The sequence below is a fragment of the Aeromonas sp. CU5 genome (genome assembly GCF_002586745.1).
Lineage (GTDB): Bacteria > Pseudomonadota > Gammaproteobacteria > Enterobacterales > Aeromonadaceae > Aeromonas > Aeromonas sobria.
In genome coordinates, this window is record NZ_CP023817.1 from 1,068,893 (window position 1) to 1,081,982 (window position 13,090).

Annotated in this window: 15 protein-coding genes; 8 read left to right on the forward strand and 7 right to left on the reverse strand. The window is 59.4% G+C overall.

The genetic code is table 11. The features are described from left to right. Positions 1-6 precede the first annotated feature (6 nt). Positions 7-1,143, forward strand: a complete 1,137-nt coding sequence (locus CK911_RS04805) for an ABC transporter ATP-binding protein (RefSeq protein ID WP_098969175.1) — start codon at positions 7-9, stop codon at positions 1,141-1,143. A 110-nt stretch (positions 1,144-1,253) separates the two neighbouring features. Here CK911_RS04805 and ppk2 read toward each other — a convergent pair whose 3' ends face one another. Next, complete coding sequence (ppk2, locus tag CK911_RS04810) at positions 1,254-2,069, reverse strand: polyphosphate kinase 2 (RefSeq protein ID WP_098969176.1); 816 nt, start codon at positions 2,067-2,069, stop codon at positions 1,254-1,256. 260 nt (positions 2,070-2,329) lie between these two features. Between ppk2 and CK911_RS04815 the strand changes: the two genes are divergently transcribed. Beyond that, on the forward strand, positions 2,330-3,130 hold the full coding sequence (locus tag CK911_RS04815) for an alpha/beta fold hydrolase (protein WP_098969177.1): 801 nt from the start codon (positions 2,330-2,332) through the stop codon (positions 3,128-3,130). A 108-nt stretch (positions 3,131-3,238) separates the two neighbouring features. Here the strand turns inward: CK911_RS04815 and CK911_RS04820 are convergent, their stop codons facing one another. The 3 genes from CK911_RS04820 to CK911_RS04830 are packed head-to-tail and all read right to left on the reverse strand — an operon-like array spanning position 3,239 to position 5,420. Beyond that, positions 3,239-4,045, reverse strand: coding sequence for a MipA/OmpV family protein (locus CK911_RS04820; protein ID WP_098969178.1), 807 nt, complete (start codon positions 4,043-4,045; stop codon positions 3,239-3,241). Between the two features lie 45 nt (positions 4,046-4,090). Further along, positions 4,091-5,161, reverse strand: a complete 1,071-nt coding sequence (locus CK911_RS04825) for an AI-2E family transporter (RefSeq protein WP_098969179.1) — start codon at positions 5,159-5,161, stop codon at positions 4,091-4,093. A gap of 25 nt (positions 5,162-5,186) precedes the next feature. After that, entirely contained in the window at positions 5,187-5,420 is a 234-nt protein-coding gene (locus CK911_RS04830; RefSeq protein WP_098969180.1) for a sulfurtransferase TusA family protein, read from the reverse strand. A gap of 121 nt (positions 5,421-5,541) precedes the next feature. On the opposite strand from CK911_RS04830, the gene CK911_RS04835 reads away from it, so the two are divergent. After that, positions 5,542-6,996: a M48 family metalloprotease gene (locus CK911_RS04835; protein ID WP_353737061.1), complete on the forward strand. Its 1,455-nt coding sequence runs from the start codon at positions 5,542-5,544 to the stop codon at positions 6,994-6,996. A 116-nt stretch (positions 6,997-7,112) separates the two neighbouring features. Here the strand turns inward: CK911_RS04835 and CK911_RS04840 are convergent, their stop codons facing one another. Further along, entirely contained in the window at positions 7,113-7,595 is a 483-nt protein-coding gene (locus CK911_RS04840) for a TlpA disulfide reductase family protein (protein ID WP_098969181.1), read from the reverse strand. A gap of 60 nt (positions 7,596-7,655) precedes the next feature. Between CK911_RS04840 and arsC the strand changes: the two genes are divergently transcribed. Further along, positions 7,656-8,006, forward strand: a complete 351-nt coding sequence (gene arsC / locus CK911_RS04845; RefSeq protein ID WP_098969182.1) for an arsenate reductase (glutaredoxin) — start codon at positions 7,656-7,658, stop codon at positions 8,004-8,006. Then, on the forward strand, positions 8,003-8,386 hold the full coding sequence (locus CK911_RS04850) for a DUF2069 domain-containing protein (protein WP_068979114.1): 384 nt from the start codon (positions 8,003-8,005) through the stop codon (positions 8,384-8,386). Before arsC ends, CK911_RS04850 begins: the two co-directional genes overlap by 4 nt. A 56-nt stretch (positions 8,387-8,442) precedes the next feature. On the opposite strand, the gene CK911_RS04855 is transcribed toward CK911_RS04850, so the two are convergent. Together CK911_RS04855 and CK911_RS04860 are read right to left on the reverse strand one after the other, a co-directional pair. Next, positions 8,443-9,051, reverse strand: a complete 609-nt coding sequence (locus CK911_RS04855; protein WP_098969183.1) for an ACP phosphodiesterase — start codon at positions 9,049-9,051, stop codon at positions 8,443-8,445. Between the two features lie 24 nt (positions 9,052-9,075). Next, entirely contained in the window at positions 9,076-9,978 is a 903-nt protein-coding gene (locus tag CK911_RS04860) for a lysine exporter LysO family protein (protein WP_098972465.1), read from the reverse strand. Between the two features lie 532 nt (positions 9,979-10,510). Between CK911_RS04860 and CK911_RS04865 the strand changes: the two genes are divergently transcribed. The 3 genes from CK911_RS04865 to CK911_RS04875 all read left to right on the forward strand — a co-directional run bounded on the left by CK911_RS04865 (position 10,511) and on the right by CK911_RS04875 (position 13,061). After that, positions 10,511-11,281 carry an ABC transporter ATP-binding protein gene (locus CK911_RS04865; RefSeq protein WP_033138423.1) on the forward strand — a complete coding sequence of 257 codons (771 nt, stop codon included), beginning with the start codon at positions 10,511-10,513 and terminating at the stop codon, positions 11,279-11,281. 49 nt (positions 11,282-11,330) lie between these two features. Continuing rightward, complete coding sequence (locus CK911_RS04870; protein ID WP_068979112.1) at positions 11,331-12,104, forward strand: ABC transporter substrate-binding protein; 774 nt, start codon at positions 11,331-11,333, stop codon at positions 12,102-12,104. A gap of 216 nt (positions 12,105-12,320) precedes the next feature. Continuing rightward, entirely contained in the window at positions 12,321-13,061 is a 741-nt protein-coding gene (locus CK911_RS04875; protein ID WP_042022322.1) for an ABC transporter permease, read from the forward strand. Positions 13,062-13,090: the final 29 nt, after the last annotated feature.

Sequence of the window (13,090 nt, forward strand, 5' to 3'; positions counted from 1 at the left end):
CTCGTCATGGCTGAAGTAGTACTCAACAACGTTCGCAAAAATTACGATCCGACTGTTCACAAGGACACCCTGCGCAACATCAACCTCTCCATCAAGGAAGGGGAGTTCATCGTCTTCGTCGGCCCGTCCGGTTGCGGTAAATCCACTCTGCTGCGGATGATCGCGGGTCTGGAAGATATCACCAGCGGTGAGCTGACCATCGGTGGTCGTTACATGAACGACGTGCCGCCGGTAGAGCGCAACGTCGGCATGGTGTTCCAGTCCTACGCCCTCTATCCCCACATGAACATCTACGAGAACATGGCCTTTGGCCTCAAGCTCAAGAAGATGGACAAGGAGAACATCCACAAGCGGGTGATGCGTGCCGCCGAGATCCTCGGTCTCGAGCCGCTGCTGGACCGAAAGCCCAAGGCGCTCTCCGGCGGTCAGCGTCAGCGGGTCGCCATCGGTCGCTCCATCGTACAGCAGCCGCAGGTGTTCCTGTTTGACGAACCGCTCTCCAACCTGGATGCCGCGCTGCGGGTCAAGATGCGTATCGAGATCGCCAAGCTGCACAAAGAGCTCAACTCCACCATCATCTACGTGACCCACGATCAAGTGGAAGCGATGACCCTGGCCGACAAGATAGTGGTGCTGAGTCCGCTTAAAGCCGATGCGACCACCAACCTGGAGCAGTTCGGTTCACCGCTGGATCTCTACCACAATCCGGACAACAAGTTCGTGGCGGGCTTTATCGGCTCACCCAAGATGAACTTCCTGACCGGCGAGTTGCTGGAGATTGGTGAGCAGGAGTGCGTGGTCAAGCTGACCTCTGGCGATACCGTGCGTGCCCGGGTCGATGCCCGCAGTGGCGCGGTCGGTGACAAGGTGGAGCTGGGGATCCGTCCCGAGCATCTGTTCCCGCTCACGCACCCCCATGCACATAGCAAGGTGAGCGGCATCGTGCAGGTGGCCGAACACCTTGGCGCCGAGTCTTTTGTCTATATGGATGTGGATGGTCACGACTTTACCGTCAAGGCCACCTCGGATGTGGATGTGGTCACCGGCCAGACCTACAGCGTGGGTATTCCGGCAGAGGCCTGCTACCTGTTCGATGCCAAGGAGCAGGCGTTCCCCCGTACCGCCAAATATATCCGTACCTGATCGTTTTGTTGTGCTGGTTTTCCTGGTATTCAATGCCTTTTTGCCGGTCGTCAGACCGGCTTTTTATTGTCTGATATTCAGTGCCTGCCGTGCGGTAAAACCGGCAGGGTTCAGGCCTCGAGCTCGGCAGTAATATCGGGCACAAAGGTCTGGCTGGTCAGCGGTGGTCGCTCATAGCCTTCGGTATGGATGGGCGGTAGCTTGATGGGCTCGTAGTGGATCGCCTGATAGGGCACCTTGCCGAGCAGGTGGGCGATGCAGTTGAGGCGGGCACGGCGCTTATCGTCGGCTTCCACCACAAACCAGGGGCAATCCTCGGTGTCGGTATAAGTGAACATGTCATCCTTGGCTCGGGAGTATTCGACCCAGCGCGAGCGGGATTGCAAGTCCATCGGGCTGAACTTCCAGCGTTTGATCGGGGTATTAATGCGTTCCTTGAAGCGCTTCTCCTGCTCCTCGTCACTGACCGAGAACCAGTATTTGATCAACGTAATGCCCGAGCGGATCAGCATTCGCTCGAACTCGGGGCAGGCGCGCAGAAACTCGCGATATTCCGCGTCACTGCAAAATCCCATCACCCGCTCGACCCCGGCCCGGTTGTACCAGGAGCGATCAAACAGCACCATCTCGCCAGCGGCAGGCAACTGGGCCGCATAGCGCTGAAAATACCACTGGGAGCGCTCCCGATCCGACGGCGCGGGCAGTGCACTGATCCGGCAGACCCGGGGGTTGAGGGGCTCGGTGATCGCCTTGATGACGCCCCCTTTACCTGCCGCATCCCGTCCTTCGAACAGCACCACCACCTTCAGCCCCTCCTGCTTGACCCACTCCTGCAGCTTGACCAGCTCCTCCTGCAGATGGGCGAGGTGGTGCTCGTAGCACTTCTTGTCCAGACGCGGCCGCTTCTTGCTCTTCTCCTTCGCCATGCGCTTCTCCTTTTGGCATCCTTTCAGGGGTGACTTCTTTGAGTCACTTCCAGCTTGCACCAGGGAGGCGCCACTGCCAAGGGGGACGTGATACACTGCCGCCCCATCAACAGTTGGCAACAGAAACAGAAGAAAACATGAGGTAATTATGGCGATTTATCCTGCCGCCTCATCAGCCGCTGGCAATAGAAAAAACATGAAGCCATTTATGGCATTTTGCACTGCCGCCTCATCATCAGCAGCTGGCAACAGGAGATAACATGAAGCATTTTATGGAGATAGCGGGCCGCCGGATGGCCTATCTGGATGAAGGGCAGGGCCCGGTGCTGCTGTTTGGCCACAGTTACCTGTGGGACAGCGCCATGTGGGCGCCACAAATCGAGGCGCTCAAGGGCAGCTATCGCTGCATAGTGCCCGAGCTGTGGGGCCACGGTGATTCCGACGTGCTTCCTGACGGTGGCTGCACCCTAGCAACCCTGGCTCGCGATCACCTGGCGCTGCTCGATGCCCTCGGCATTGAGGAGTATGTGCTGGTGGGCCTCTCCATCGGCGGCATGTGGGGGGGGGAACTGGCCAGAATGGCGCCAAACCGCATCAAGGGCCTGGTGTTGATGGACAGTTTTGTCGGCCTCGAGCCCCAGATCACCTGTGAGCGCTATCTCGGCATGCTGGCGATGATCGAGCAGCACGGCACTGTGCCGGCGCCCATCATCGAACAGGTGGCCCCGATCTTCTTTGCCAACCAGCCCGATGCCACCTTGTTGGCGGATTTCAAGGCGCGCTTGGCTACCTGGCCTGCGGAGAAGATTGCCGCCATGGTGGCGGTGGGTCGCAGCTTTGTCACCCGTGAGGATCGCATCGAGTGGCTGGAAGAGATCACCGTGCCTGCGCTGGTGATGACCGGTTGCGAGGACAAGGCCCGTCCGGTGCTGGAGGGCTATCTGATGGCCGAGGTGCTGGCTTGCCGGTTTAAAGAGATCCCGGCTGCCGGTCATATCTCGACCCTGGAAAATCCCGCCTTCGTCAATCAGGCGCTGGCCGAGTTTCTGAGCGCGCTGTAAGTCAGACGCAAGGGATGAAAAAGGGAGCCAATGGCTCCCTTTTTGCTCTTTTGCTTTAGGTGCTGCGTTGGCCTGCTCAGAGCGGCGCGCCGGTCAGCTGACATGGCGTTACCAGATATAGCCCAGCGCAAAACCGGCATAGAGCTCGCCATCGTGCTGGACGATGGGGCTGTTTTTGATGTCCCGATCATACAATTCGTAGTTCATGGCAAACATGCCAATCCAGTTGGGGCTGAAGCGGTAGCTGGTGATCAGCGCCGCCATCGGAGAGAGGGTGGTGCCGGTATCCCAAGCGGGTCGCTGGGCGGTCGCTTCGCTCCCGGATATGCCGCCGAAGTAGTAGTTGGCCATCTTGTCGCTGCGCAGCATCAGTCCCATGCCCGGCATGATCAGCAGATTGTCGCGCAGGATGGGGAAATCGGCCCACAGCAGCAGCTCCTGCCCCTTGCTGCGGCCGGTGACGTCACTGTTGGCGCGGATGGTCAGCAGAGCATAGGGGGTGACGATATTGCCGCCAATCCCCCCTTCCAGCTGCCACTTGCGTTGCTCCATGCCGCTGAAGGCGGGTGAGTCTTCGGGATCCAGATTGCCAAAACGCACCCGGCCATAGCCATAGAGGGCGACCTTCTCATCCTTGTGGAAGTAGTAGCGTGCCCGATCCCCGAGAAACATGAAGTCGTCGCCGAAGTAGATAAAGCCGGGGATAGCGTAGATGGCATTGTCCTGCGCCTCGTAGCGGGCCTGGCCGCCGAGCAGGGTGGCGCCCACCACCAGCCCTTGCGGCACCGGACTGGTTGGGCTGTCACTGGCCAGCATATCGACCGAGCCGAGGTTGATCTCGGCCTGTGCCGGGGCCACGGTGGCGAGCAGCAGGGCCATAAGCCCGCCAAGGGTGATGGGACGTGAAAGGGTCATGAGCGATCTCGTATCAGTGGCTGAGTCAGTGGTTTGTATCGTCGATCATTTAACGGCATGGGCGCTATCTTCCCGCTTTGGCCAGGCGTTGATCACCGCCTTGACCAGGGTGGCGAGGGGAATGGCGAAGAAGACCCCCCAGAATCCCCACAAGCCGCCAAACACCAGCACCGCGATGATGATGGCCACCGGATGGAGGTTGACCGCCTCCGAGAAGAGTACCGGCACCAGCAGGTTGCCGTCGAGGGCCTGGATCACCAGATAGGCCACCATCAGCCAGGCGAACTCGGGGGTGAGCCCCCACTGGAACAGGGCCACCATGGCCACCGGCACTGTCACCACGGCGGCACCGATATAGGGGATCAGCACCGAGAAGCCGACGGCCACGGCCAGCAGCACCGAGTAGCGCAGTCCCATCAGGGCGAAGGGGATATAAGTGGCAATCCCGACGATGAGGATCTCGATCACCTTGCCACGGATGTAGTTGATGATCTGGTTATTCATCTCTACCCACACCCGGTTGACCAGGGTGCGGTTGCGCGGCAGAAAGCGGCGCAGGCTGCCCATCAGTACCCGCTTGTCTTTGAGCATAAAGAAGACCATCAGCGGCACCAGGATCAGGTAGATCATGATGGCGACCACGTTGACCAGCGAGCTGAGGGAGGCGCTCACCAGATGCTCGCCGCCACTGAGGATGCGCTGGCGGATATTGTCGATGACGGTCTCCACCAGACTGACATCAATCAGTTCGGGATATTTGTCCGGCAGGGTGCGCACATAATCCTGGGCATGGGTCAGCATGGCCGGCGCCTCTTTGGCCAGATTAATCCCCTGACTTACCAGCGTCGGAATAAGACCCAGCAAGGAGGCCACCGCCACCGCAATAAAGAGCAGCAGCACCAGACTGGTGGCCGGAGTGCGCGACAGACCCGCTTTTTGCAGCCGGGCGACCGGCCACTCCAGCAGATAGGCCATCACCAGCGCCACCAGCAGGGGGGCCAACAGATCGCCAAACAGCCAGATGATGGTGAAGCAGAACACCAGCAACAGGAAAAGGGTAACGGCATCGGGATCGGAGAAACGGGTCTGATACCAGCGCTTCAATACTTCTAACATGACTGCATCCTTACATCACTGGGGCTTAAGATGGCTGTTTTGCCCCGACAACCAACTGCAAAGAGAGGGTATTGTCCGCTTCTTGCTGCATTTCGACATGGTGGCCCTGACGCTGTAGATAGACCGGAATATCCTGCCGGGAGCCCGCATCGGCCAGCCGGATGGTGACGGTTTGACCGCTTTTGGCATCCTTTAACCAGAGCTTGAGCCGGATCAGCGGCTCGGGGCAACGCCAGGGGGTCAGGTCGAGAACTTCCATGGGGACTCCATCAGGCAGGTGGCCGCTATTATGGCCGTGATAAGAGCGTGAAACAACGCTTGTAGCCCTTGATAGGCAAGGGTATTCTGCCGAGGCCCTTTCTGATGGAGATAGAGATAACGTGGCACGCTTTTCCCCCCTGATGGCATCGCTTCCCCTGCTGGCTTCCCTGATGGGCGCCACCTTTCATGCCGAGGCTAACAACCAGCTTCCCGATATCGGCACGGCCGGGGTCTCTGCCCTGCCTATCGAGCAGGAAGTGCGTTACGGCAACGCCTTCATGCGCTTTGCCCGGGCGGGCCTGCCGATCATCGATGATCCTGTGCTCAGCCAATACATCGACGATCTGGGTCAGCGACTGCTGACCAACGCCGATGGGGTGCGTTTCCCGTTTACCTTTTTCCTGATCAACGATCCCACCATCAACGCGGCCGCCTTCCTCGGCGGGCGGGTCAAGGTGCACACCGGCCTGTTCCTCTACGCCGACAGCGAGAGCGAGCTGGCGTCGGTGTTGGCTCACGAAATCACCCACGTGACCCAGCGCCACATTGCCCGTTACATGGAGGCCCAGGCGAGCAGCTCGGCGATAACCCTGGCCGGTCTGGTGGGCTCCATCGCGCTGGCGGTGATCAACCCCACCGCCGGTATCGCCGCATTGCAGACCACGCTGGGCCTCTCCATGCAGTCCGCCATCAACTACACCCGCGACAACGAATACGAAGCGGATCGCATCGGCATGAAGACCCTCTATGATGCCGGTTTCGACCCCATGGGGATGGCCAACTTCTTCCAGAAACTGGCTGCTGAATACCGTTACGCCAGCAAGCCGCCGGAAATGCTGCTGACTCACCCGCTGCCGGAGACCCGGATCAGCGAGGCCCGCGCCCGTGCCGGCAGCTATGGCCGCCGCGACTTGCCGCCCAGCCTCGACTTTTGGCTGGCCAAGGTGCGTATTCAGGTTCGTTTTGGCACCGATACCCCGCAGGGGCTGCTGAGCTACTTCGATACCCGGATCCAGAAGGGGGATTACCCGCTCAAGGATGCCGCTATTTATGGCAAGGCGCTGGCGCTGATCCAGCTCAAGCGCACCGACGAGGCCGACACTCTGATGCAGGAGCTGGCTGCCCGTCATCCGGAAGATCTCTTTATCGTCGATGCCCTGACCGACATCGATCTGGCCAAGGGACGCAGCGCCCAGGCCATCGCTCGCCTCGAGAAGTTCCGCAGCCGGATGCCGGACAACGAAGTGGTGGTGGTCAACCTTGGCAACGCCTACCTCGAGAGCGGCAACTACAAGAAGTCCATCGCCATCCTCGACCCTTATGCCCGTGCCAATGAAGAGAACAACCTGGCCTGGAATCTGCTGGCTGATGCCTATCGCAAGGCTGGCCGGATGACCGATCTGCATATGGCGCGCGCCGAGATGCTCGCGCTGCGCGGGGATTATCAGGCGGCCATCGACGAGCTGATCGTGGCGCGCGGCACCACCAGCGACCGGATGACTCTGGCTCGTCTGGAGGCGCGGATCACCGAGCTGGAGCGGGCCAAGAAGGATCTCGACAGCCTAAAGGGCTAACGACACCGGGCATTGGCCAAGCAAATAAGGGCGCACTGTTGTGCGCCCTTATTGTTTATGGCGGTAACGTTGATGTCGGTGAGGTTGATGCTGGTGAGGTTGATAGCTGCAACGGGCTAGTGACTCAGGCTGCTGGTGGTCGCCTTGAGCATCTCGATGTTCGACGGGTCCAGTTCACCGACCAGCGTCTGCTTGAGTTTGCCCTCACTATCGAGCAGATAGCTGGTGGGCAGGGCACCCGGGCGAGGGAAGGGGAGGCTGGCCTCCGCATTGGCAATCAGCAGTGGCACCTTGATCTCGTAGCGGGTTGCCAGCTGGCCCAGCTCTGCCGGGGTGGTCGGGTCGTAGTTGATCGCTACCACGGTGATCTGGCCCTCCGCCGCCAGTCCGTTGAGGCGTGGCATCTCCCGCAGGCAGGGGGCGCACCAGGGGGCGAAGTAGTTGACCAGCAACGGCTTGCCGGCAAAGTGGCGCAAGCTGACCGGTTGCCCTGTGGCATCGGTAAATTCAGGGGCGGGCGTGCAGGCGCCCAGCAGGCCAGCCACAATCAGCCAACAAATTCGTTTCAATTCCTTTCCACTGCCGCTTACCCTGACCATCACTTTCCCCTACAATAGCGCCGTTTCTAGTCCCATCTTGCGATTAATCAGGGAGTTACCATGAGCGAGACCCAAATCTACCACAATCCGCGCTGCTCCAAGAGTCGCGAAACCCTGGCCCTGCTGGAACAGCACGGGATCGCCCCTGATGTGGTGCTCTATCTGGAGCAGGCCCCGAGCGAAGATGAGATCCACACCCTGCTCTCTCAGCTCGGTTTTAGCGATCCGCGCCAGCTGATGCGCACCAAGGAGGATCTCTACAAGGAGTTGGGATTGGCCGATGTCAGCGGTGATGCCCTCATTCGCGCCATGCATCAGCATCCCAAGCTCATCGAGCGCCCCATCGTCATCAAGAATGGTCAGGCCCGCATTGGTCGCCCGCCGGAGCTGGTGCTGGAGATCCTCCAGTGAGTACCCGCTTCGCGCGTTGGCTGACCCTGGTCGGCTTCTTTGGTCTGCTGGGCTGGGTGCTACTGTGGCACCTGTGGCTCTCTCCCCACCCGGATCTCAATCCCTGGCTGCTGCCGGTGATCTGGACGGTGCCGCTGTTGTTCCCGCTCAAGGGGATAGTGCAGGGCAGCCCCTACACCCACGCCTGGGGCAACTTCGTGCTGATGCCCTATTTCTTGCACGCCCTCACCCTGATCACCACGGATGAGGGGGAGCGGTGGCTGGCGGTGGTGGAGCTGCTGTTCACCACCCTCGCCTTTGTCGGCACCATCTACTACGCCCGACTGCGTGGCCGGGAACTAGGCCTCAGCATTCGCAAGAAGAAAGATGAAGCCAACTGATGGCAAACGCCCCGCGAGGGGCGTTTTTTATGGCGAAGGGGCGCAATCCGCAGGGATTACTCAGCCCCTTGCGGGGCGCGAAAAAGGGCTAGCTGCTGCTCGCTAAACGCCATCAGCGCGGGATAGAAGCGCAGAAACCCCGCCTCGCATTTTTGCCACTGCGACTCATCGAGGGTAAGCAGTGCCTCTCCCAGCGGTACCGGGCGGCGCAGCCGGCGGCCGATGCCGTTGAGGGCTTGCCCCAGCCCCTCCCTGTGACGATAGGAGGCGATCCAGTTCTGCTCGGCCATCCGCTTGAGGGGCAATGGCAGTCCGTCCGGCAGATGTGGGTGATCGGCCAATAACTGGTCATAACTGTGTTGCAAGAAGTGGGGCAGGGGCTTTGCACTGAACTGCTCCCAGTGCTGGCTCAGCCAGTGGTCGTAGATCATATCCACTACAATGCCGCCCAAACGGCGCCAGGGGGCCTCGAAACAGGCGACGGCCGCCTTGTGCTCGGGGTGGCTGTCGGTGAAGCCGTCAATTTTGCGGTGCAGCCAGATCCCCTCATCGAAGTGGGCTGCAAGACCGGTGGGCAGCGGCCCCTTGACGAAATCCCCCAGCAGGTTGCCGGTGAGAGAGCTGCGGGTATGGGCCGCTAAATGGAGATGAGCCAGAAAATTCATGGTGGTTCTGCCTATCTGGGGCGCTTAGATCGCCAGAAAGCCCAGAATAAAAATAGGGCCGAGCAGGCTCAGGATAAAGCCGGAGACGATGGCCACCGGCACCACCTGAATGCCGCCCGATTTCTGGATGACCGGCAGGGTGAAGTCGAGGGCGGTGGCGCCGCCGTAACCGATGGCGGCCGAGGGGTGGCGACGCATCAAGACCGGGATGATCAGGATGGCGATAAGCTCGCGCCCCAGATCGTTGATAAAGGCGGCCGAGCCCAGCACCGGCCCCAGTTTGTCGGCCACCAGAATGCCCGACAGGGAGTACCAGCCGAAGCTGGAACTGAGGGCCAGCCCGTGGCTCAGTGGCATGCCCAGCAGCTGGGCCGCCAGCAGGCTGCCAATCCAGCTGCTGATGATGACGGTGAAGGCGATCTTCATCCCCCAGGGATTGAGCAGGATCTGGCGCAGCCGCATGCCGGAGTTGCGCATCTGCACCCCGATGAGAAACAGCAGCAGCATCAGCGCCCACTCGCTCCATTTGTCGATGGGCAGGGCGCGCAGATCCACCAGCAGCCCGAGCAGCACACCGCCGAGCACCACAAAGCAGAGCTGCAGGGACTCCCACAACAGGTGCAGCTTGCTCGGCATCCTGGCATCGTTCGCCTCGTGGGTCGGCGGCGTGCGCTTGTCGAGCCACCAGAGGGCCAGCAGGTTGCAGAAGGTAATCGCCGCCAGCATCACCCCGGCGACCTTGAAGATCACCGTCAGATTGCTGCCAAGGTTCTCCACATAGGCAAGCCCGAGCCCCATCAGAAACAGGATGAGGTAGACCATCTTGCCCAGACTCTGGTTGACCAGCTTGATCAGTCGGGCAGAGGAGAGGGGAACCAGATAGCCGATTGCCAGTGGCAACAGGATCAGCAACACATTGAGCAACATCGAGGCCTCGATCACAAAAACTGATAAAAATACCACCTTATCATTACTTATTGGCTCTGTGTCACATATCTCTCGCTTTCATGGCCAAAAACAGCCCTTTTTGGGGAGGATTGTTACTTTTTTGCCACAATCCGTCTGTTTGTTAAGGTTCTGTGCGAGCCCGAGTGAACCAATGAAATCAAGTTGATCCGATCGGGGGGCTGATATTTCGCTCTGCAAGGGGGTGCATAAAGCCATTTTGGTGCCGGTTTGGCACACATCACGCTTTTCTCTTGCCACTGATATGATTGGGGTATAAAAAGGCGGTATCTGAGCGGCCATTGAAACGGCTGTTTATGCAAACAAAGTGCTGAAAAATACGCAAAGAGCGAATAAAAATAGAGCGAATCCCCTGCAGAGCCTCGTTCTGTATTGTTTTTTCACTATCCGGGTGATATTTTCGCTGAAGGTTGCCATCGGTTAACTTTTTGTTAAATGGACGATGGTTGAGTCACGCCCCTGCGGCGTCTAGGGACAGACAAGGTTGTAATGGATGAGCGACGTTGCCGCACTGGAAGTACGTGATCTGCACAAATATTTTGGCACCCACGAAGTGCTCAAGGGCATCGACATGACCGCCCACAAGGGGGATGTGATCTCCCTTATCGGCTCCTCCGGCTCGGGGAAGTCGACCTTTCTTCGCTGCATCAATCTGCTCGAAACCCCCTCATCCGGCACCGTCTCGCTCCATGGCGAGCTGATCGCCATGAAAACCAACCGGGCCGGTGAGCGGCAGCCACAAGACATGCGCCAGGTGGAGCGGATCCGCAGCCGGCTGGCCATGGTGTTTCAAAGTTTCAACCTCTGGTCACACATGACCATCATGCAGAACATCATCGAAGTGCCGATCCAGGTGCTCAAGGTGCCCCGTGCCGAGGCGATCGCCAGAGCCGAGCATCTGCTCAACCGTGTCGGGCTGTGGGAGCGGCGCGACTACTATCCCGGGCATCTTTCCGGTGGTCAGCAGCAGCGGGCCGCCATTGCCCGTGCGCTGGCGGTGGAGCCCGAGGTGATGCTGTTTGATGAACCCACCTCGGCGCTGGATCCCGAGCTGGTGGGGGAGGTGCTCGGCCTGATGCGCGAGCTGGCCGAAGAGGGGCGCACCATGCTGGTGGTGACCCATGAGATGTCGTTTGCCCGTGATGTATCGAACAAGGTGATGTTTCTGCATCAGGGGCGGGTGGAAGAGGAGGGCAACCCCAAGGAGATTTTTGCCCATCCCAAGTCTGAACGGTTCAAGCAATTTATCTCCTCCATCTACTGATGGCGGGATGCCGACTTATCCAATCAACTGTTTTATCAAGGAGAGATACATGAACAAGCTGATGCTGGCCACTGCCGTAGTCACTGCCCTCGCGTCCGGTAGCCTGATGGCCAAGGAGTGGAAAGAGGTGCGGATCGGGGTTGAGGGTGCCTATCCCCCCTTCTCCTGGACCGAGCCCAGTGGCGAGGTGAAAGGCTTTGATATCGACATCGCCAACGCCCTGTGCGAAGAGATGAAGGTGAAGTGCACTCTGGTCAAACAGGATTGGGACGGCATCATTCCGGCGCTGCTGTCGCGCAAGTTTGACGCCATCATTGCCACCATGGACATCACCGCAGAGCGCAAGAAGAAGGTGGACTTCTCCCAGAAGTACCAGCACATTCCGGCCCGTTTCGCCGCCAAGAAGGGCACTGACGTGCAGCTCGACAAAGCCTTTATGGAAGGCAAGTCCGTCGCGGTGCAGCGTGCGACCTCCATGGATACCTTTATTACCGACAATTTCCCTAACGCCAGCATCAAGCGTTATGGCACTGCCGATGAAGCTTATCTCGATCTGAAATCCGGTCGTGTGGACTATGTGTTGGCCGACTCCGCCGCCATCACCGACGGCTTGCTGAAGAAAGAGGGCGGTGAGGCCTTCGAATTTGTCGGCCCGAAACTGACCGATCCCAAATGGTTTGGCGAGGGTGCCGGTATTGCGGTGCGCAAGGCTGACAAGGATCTGAAAGAGAAATTCAACGCCGCCATTCTGGCGCTGCGTGCCAACGGCAAGTACAAGGAAATCAACGACAAGTACTTCGAGTTCGACGTATACGGCGAGTAAAAGCAGGAGCCGTATACGGTGAGTCATTCGCAACATCGATAGCGAATAACAGGCCGTTCGGCTCACCTCGTCAGTCGTCATCGGGCCCGTTCTCTCCGTGTGGAGCGATGGGCCCTATTAATTGCAATGGAGCTGCATCTGGCTGTGTTGAAAGATGTGGGTTCTCTTGTTGTTCAGAGGCATCAGCCCACTCGATAAGTTGCAATGGAGCTGCATATGTTTGATTTGAAAGGATACGAAGCCTCGCTGCTGGAGGGCGCCTGGGTCACCCTGGAAGTGGCGCTGGCCTCCCTGCTGCTGGCGTTGCTGCTGGGGATGCTGGGGGCGCTGGCCAAACTCTCTCCCTATAAATGGGCCCGGGCCATCGCCACCGGCTACACCACCATCATTCGCGGTATCCCCGATCTGGTGCTGATGATGCTGCTCTTCTTTGGCGGCCAGGTGCTGATCAACGGCATCTGCAGCTGGGTCAACGAGACTTACAACAGCTGGTTGCTGGAGAGCAATCCCAATCAGGAGTGGGTCTCTCTGCTCCCCGACTATATCGATATCAGCCCCTTTGTGGCCGGGGTGGCGACCATCGGCTTTATCTTTGGCGCCTACATGACCGAGACCTTTCGCGGCGCCATTCTGGCGGTGGACAAGGGCGAGCTGGAGGCTGCCCGTGCCTTTGGCATGCGGGCAACCCAGGTGTTTGTGCGGATCCTCTTCCCCCAGATGATGCGCCACGCCCTGCCGGGGTTTGGCAACAACTGGCTGGTGCTGCTGAAAACCACCGCGCTGGTCTCCATCATCGGCCTTGATGACATGGTGCGCAAAGCCTCCTTAGCGGCGGGATCGACCCAGCAGCCCTTCACCTTCTACATGGCGGTGGCGCTGATCTTTCTGATCTTCACTGCAGTCTCCACCTCGGCGCTCAAGTGGGCCGAGCGTCATTACGCCATCAAGACGAGGTAAGCCATGTCGTACTCAATGCGGTCATCCGT

What these genes read in the sequence shown, in the direction of transcription:
- CK911_RS04805 (WP_098969175.1), top strand. Translation starts at nt 7, where the DNA reads ATGGCTGAAGTAGTACTCAACAACGTTCGCAAAAATTACGATCCGACT.
- ppk2 (WP_098969176.1), bottom strand. Translation starts at nt 2,069, where the DNA reads ATGGCGAAGGAGAAGAGCAAGAAGCGGCCGCGTCTGGACAAGAAGTGC.
- CK911_RS04815 (WP_098969177.1), top strand. Translation starts at nt 2,330, where the DNA reads ATGAAGCATTTTATGGAGATAGCGGGCCGCCGGATGGCCTATCTGGAT.
- CK911_RS04820 (WP_098969178.1), bottom strand. Translation starts at nt 4,045, where the DNA reads ATGACCCTTTCACGTCCCATCACCCTTGGCGGGCTTATGGCCCTGCTG.
- CK911_RS04825 (WP_098969179.1), bottom strand. Translation starts at nt 5,161, where the DNA reads ATGTTAGAAGTATTGAAGCGCTGGTATCAGACCCGTTTCTCCGATCCC.
- CK911_RS04830 (WP_098969180.1), bottom strand. Translation starts at nt 5,420, where the DNA reads ATGGAAGTTCTCGACCTGACCCCCTGGCGTTGCCCCGAGCCGCTGATC.
- CK911_RS04840 (WP_098969181.1), bottom strand. Translation starts at nt 7,595, where the DNA reads ATGGTCAGGGTAAGCGGCAGTGGAAAGGAATTGAAACGAATTTGTTGG.
- arsC (WP_098969182.1), top strand. Translation starts at nt 7,656, where the DNA reads ATGAGCGAGACCCAAATCTACCACAATCCGCGCTGCTCCAAGAGTCGC.
- CK911_RS04855 (WP_098969183.1), bottom strand. Translation starts at nt 9,051, where the DNA reads ATGAATTTTCTGGCTCATCTCCATTTAGCGGCCCATACCCGCAGCTCT.
- CK911_RS04860 (WP_098972465.1), bottom strand. Translation starts at nt 9,978, where the DNA reads ATGTTGCTCAATGTGTTGCTGATCCTGTTGCCACTGGCAATCGGCTAT.
- CK911_RS04865 (WP_033138423.1), top strand. Translation starts at nt 10,511, where the DNA reads ATGAGCGACGTTGCCGCACTGGAAGTACGTGATCTGCACAAATATTTT.
- CK911_RS04870 (WP_068979112.1), top strand. Translation starts at nt 11,331, where the DNA reads ATGAACAAGCTGATGCTGGCCACTGCCGTAGTCACTGCCCTCGCGTCC.
- CK911_RS04875 (WP_042022322.1), top strand. Translation starts at nt 12,321, where the DNA reads ATGTTTGATTTGAAAGGATACGAAGCCTCGCTGCTGGAGGGCGCCTGG.